The organism is uncultured Gemella sp., assembly GCF_963519265.1.
Taxonomy (GTDB): domain Bacteria; phylum Bacillota; class Bacilli; order Staphylococcales; family Gemellaceae; genus Gemella.
The window spans coordinates 1-3,965 of the sequence record NZ_CAUQNQ010000105.1; the positions used below are offsets into that span (position 1 = coordinate 1).

At 31.5% G+C, this 3,965-nt stretch carries 5 protein-coding genes and 2 tRNA genes; all 7 read left to right on the forward strand.

Annotated features, from left to right (window positions below):
• Positions 1 to 56: 56 nt before the first annotated feature.
• The 7 genes from RWN11_RS07405 to RWN11_RS07435 all read left to right on the forward strand — a co-directional run bounded on the left by RWN11_RS07405 (position 57) and on the right by RWN11_RS07435 (position 3,944).
• Positions 57 to 140 (forward strand) — tRNA-Tyr (locus RWN11_RS07405).
• 5 nt (positions 141 to 145) lie between these two features.
• A tRNA-Trp gene (locus RWN11_RS07410) sits at positions 146 to 216 on the forward strand.
• Between the two features lie 191 nt (positions 217 to 407).
• The gene (locus RWN11_RS07415; protein ID WP_314161093.1) at positions 408 to 1,292 is read left to right on the forward strand and encodes a ParB/RepB/Spo0J family partition protein; all 885 of its coding nucleotides are present in this window, start codon (positions 408 to 410) and stop codon (positions 1,290 to 1,292) included.
• Complete coding sequence (locus RWN11_RS07420) at positions 1,270 to 2,028, forward strand: AAA family ATPase (protein WP_314161094.1); 759 nt, start codon at positions 1,270 to 1,272, stop codon at positions 2,026 to 2,028. Before RWN11_RS07415 ends, RWN11_RS07420 begins: the two co-directional genes overlap by 23 nt.
• The gene (locus tag RWN11_RS07425) at positions 2,021 to 2,881 is read left to right on the forward strand and encodes a ParB/RepB/Spo0J family partition protein (RefSeq protein WP_314161095.1); all 861 of its coding nucleotides are present in this window, start codon (positions 2,021 to 2,023) and stop codon (positions 2,879 to 2,881) included. Before RWN11_RS07420 ends, RWN11_RS07425 begins: the two co-directional genes overlap by 8 nt.
• A 2-nt stretch (positions 2,882 to 2,883) precedes the next feature.
• Positions 2,884 to 3,747: a mechanosensitive ion channel family protein gene (locus RWN11_RS07430; protein ID WP_314161096.1), complete on the forward strand. Its 864-nt coding sequence runs from the start codon at positions 2,884 to 2,886 to the stop codon at positions 3,745 to 3,747.
• Positions 3,748 to 3,758: 11 nt separating this feature from the next.
• Complete coding sequence (locus RWN11_RS07435; protein ID WP_003143961.1) at positions 3,759 to 3,944, forward strand: DUF951 domain-containing protein; 186 nt, start codon at positions 3,759 to 3,761, stop codon at positions 3,942 to 3,944.
• Positions 3,945 to 3,965 lie beyond the last annotated feature (21 nt).

Here is a 3,965-nt window from a genome sequence, read left to right on the forward strand (position 1 = left end):
CTTGTAATCAGTAGGTCGGGGGTTCAAGTCCTCTGGCCGGCATTTTTTTATATTTAGGGAAGATAGCGAAGAGGCTAAACGCGGCGGACTGTAAATCCGCTCCTTCGGGTTCAGTGGTTCGAATCCACTTCTTCCCACCATTCTTAGGGACGTAGTTTAACGGTAGAACAAAGGTCTCCAAAACCTTTGGTGTGGGTTCGATTCCTGCCGTCCCTGTACAAGGTGTAATCATTTATGGTTACACTTTTTTTATTGTCTTTAATATAATATCTACTTTGTTCCGGAAATATTCTTCCAAAGTACTAATTTAACAGCCTTATGAGATAGTATATATCGGGAAATATTTTTGACAAAAGTTTTTAAATATGATATTGTATAAGTGTAGAAAAGGTTCTAGGAGGTAAAATATGACAGAAAGTGTAAAACCATTTAGTAAGCTATATGATTTAACACAAAGAGCAGAGAAAGTGGGGATTTCAGATGATGATGTACTCAGAGAGATTTTAGTTGAGAAGATTGTACCGAATAAATATCAACCACGAAGAGAGTTTACAGAAGAGAAGATACAAGAACTAGCTGAATCAATTAAACAAAATGGGTTACTTCAATCTATTACTGTACGTGATATAGGAGATGGCTTCTATGAGCTTATCGCAGGAGAACGTCGTCTTAGAGCTATCAAATATTTGCAGTATGTAAAAACAAAAGCCATAGTCAAAGAGTTAACGGACGAGCAAATGGCTACCCTTGCATTAATTGAAAATATTCAGAGGGAAGAATTAACCCCAATTGAAGAGGCGTATGCTTATCAGGAATTACTGCAAATAAATAAACTTACACAAGATGAGCTAGCTAAATCCTTAGGGAAAACACAAGCAACTGTAGCAAATAAACTTCGTTTATTAAAGCTCAGTAAAAAGGTTATAGATGCTATTAATACTAAGAAAATTACTGAACGTCATGGTCGTGCTATGGTAAAATTAGATGCTTCTGCTCAAGAGAAATTATTAGTTCAGATTTTATCACAGAATTTGAATGTTTCTCAAACTGAAGAAAAGATTGATACGTATCTAAAAATAAAAAAAGATATAAAAGTTTTCAATACTGGAGTTAATTATGATGGTCAGAAAGTTATTGCTAAACTTACAAAAGAAATAGCAAAATTAGAAGAAAAATATAATGTTAGTCTTAATAAAGAAGAAGAAGAAAATATGGATAGTGTGGTTATTAAAGTTACTGTTCCACGCTTTGCCAAAAATGAGGTAAAAGATGAAAATATTAGCGATATGTAATCAAAAAGGTGGAGTAGGAAAAACGACTACTTCAATAAATTTAGCAGCTTCTTTAGCTCATCTTAAAAAGAAAGTACTATTAATTGATACAGATCCACAGGCGAATGCCACAAGTGGTGTTGGTGTAGATAAAGCAGCTATAAGTCAGTCAATCTATAATATCCTTGTAGATGAAGTTAATATTAATGATGTAATAATTAAAACAGCTTATGAAAATCTTGATATTGTGCCTTCTAGTATTGCATTAGCAGGTGCAGAAGTTGAGCTTGTTTCAGCAATTAGTCGTGAGCAACGCATGAAAAATGCAATATCTGAAATTAAAGAAGAGTATGATTATGTAGTAATCGATTGTCCTCCATCTTTAGGTCTTATTACGTTAAATTCACTAACTGCAGCTGATGGAGTAGTAATCCCCGTACAGACGGAATATTATGCCTTAGAAGGCCTTAGTCAGCTTATGAATACATTTAATATAGTAAGAAAACATCTTAATTCTAAATTGGATATTTTTGGGGTATTACTTACTATGACTGATAGCAGAACAAATATATCTAATCAAGTAGCAGAACAAGTAAGAGAGCATTTCAAAGACAAAGCATTCGAAACAGTTATTTCAAGAACTGTACGTCTAAGCGAAGCGCCAAGTTTTGGTGAACCAATTATTGAATATGCAAAAAATTCTAACGGAGCAAAACAATATTTATCTCTAGCTAAAGAGGTGATTGAACGTGGTTAAGAAATTAGGTAAAGGTTTAGGACGTGGACTTGATGCTATTTTTGCTACAGAAAATGTTGAGTTAGTTACAGATAATGATAAAATAGTGGGAATTGCACTTGATGAGATTAAAAAGAATCCATATCAACCACGTACTTATTTTAATGAAGAAAAATTAAATGAATTAAAAGAATCTATCGAAAAAAATGGTTTATTACAACCTATTATCGTAAAAAAAGCTGTAAAAGGTTATTATATTATAGCAGGTGAGCGTCGTTATAGAGCTTTTGAACTATTAGGCAGAAAAGAGATCCCTTCTATTGTTAAAGAGATGACAGATGAAGAAATGATGGTCTTTGCAGTGTTAGAAAACTTACAACGTGAAGATTTATCTGCTTTAGAAGAGTCAGAAAGCTATAAAAATCTGATGGACAAAATGTCATTAACCCAAGAAGAATTGGCTAAGAAACTTGGGAAAAGTAGACCGTATATAGCAAATAGTTTACGACTATTAAAGTTACCAACAGAAATTAAAAATAAACTTGAGCAAGGGGTTATAAGTACGGCTCATGCGAGAACGTTACTTGCATTAAAAACTAAAAAAGCTATGGAAGATGTCTGTACTTTAGTAATTGAAAGAAAGATGTCTGTTCGTGAGTTAGAAGAATATGTAACGAAGTTATTGAAACCAAAAGAGGTTAAGAAACCTAAGGTTAAGGATATTTTTATAGAAGAACAAGAAAATATTCTTAAAAAACGTCTTGGAACAGCGGTAACGATTAAACAAGGTCGTAATAAAAAAGGTAAGATTGAAATTGAGTTCAAAGATAATGATGAATTTGAACGTATTATTTCATTATTCAAGGAAGAATAATTATGAATTTTGTTGAAAAAATACACGCTATAATTAAGAATACTGATTTATTAATTACAGTTTTAGAGAAAATATTATTAATTTTATGTATTTTTGTTGTTGCTTCAATAGTTGTTCGTATATTTAGTAGAATTACTGATTACATAATGACACCGAGAGATAATACTAATAAAAAATTTAATATCAAGTTTAATGAGAAAAGATCAGAAACATTGAACAAACTTGTTAAAAGTGCAGTTCGTTATACAATATACTTTATTGCATTTTTCCAAGTTTTATCAATCTTAGGAGTTAATACTACGAGTATTGTGGCTAGTGCTGGTATTGCATCAGTTGCGATTGGATTTGGTGCACAGAGTTTAGTTAAAGATATTATATCTGGCTTTTTTATCATCCTTGAAGGTCAATTTGATGTAGGTGATAATGTCAAGATTTATAATCAAGCTGCATTTATCGCTGGAGGTTATGTAATGTCACTTGGATTACGTTCTACGAAAATTCGTTCTAAAGATGGTGAAGTATACTTCATTCCGAATGGAACGATTAATCAGGTTGTAAATTATTCGTTAATGTACAATTTAGCATTAGTAGAACTACCAATTAAGATTGATGAGTCTATTGAAAAAATTGAAGAGAGAGTTAATAAAGTAATAGGCAATGCTAATAACTCTAAAGAATATCATGATTTATTATATAAAAATGATAAATTACACATCGATTATATAGAAAAAATCGCAGATAATGTTGTTACGATACATGTTATTGGAAAAGCTAAAGTCGGAAAGAAAAATGATATTGAAACGAGATTAAGACGTGATTTCTATAAAGAGTTTAAATCTTCATTAACATCAAATGAAGAAAAATAGGAGGTTGGATTATGGAATATGAATTAAATGACATAGTTGAAATGAAAAAACAACACCCTTGTGGCACAAATAGATGGCAAATTACACGTATGGGGGCAGATATAAAGATAAAATGCCTAAAGTGTGATAATAACATAATGATGCCAAGACGTGAGTTTAACAAAAAAATTAAAAAAATAGTTGAAAAAAATTCATAATATGAAAAAGCTAGTGAATCT

What these genes read in the sequence shown, in the direction of transcription:
- RWN11_RS07420 (WP_314161094.1), top strand. Translation starts at nt 1,270, where the DNA reads ATGAAAATATTAGCGATATGTAATCAAAAAGGTGGAGTAGGAAAAACG.
- RWN11_RS07430 (WP_314161096.1), top strand. Translation starts at nt 2,884, where the DNA reads ATGAATTTTGTTGAAAAAATACACGCTATAATTAAGAATACTGATTTA.
- RWN11_RS07435 (WP_003143961.1), top strand. Translation starts at nt 3,759, where the DNA reads ATGGAATATGAATTAAATGACATAGTTGAAATGAAAAAACAACACCCT.
- RWN11_RS07415 (WP_314161093.1), top strand. Translation starts at nt 408, where the DNA reads ATGACAGAAAGTGTAAAACCATTTAGTAAGCTATATGATTTAACACAA.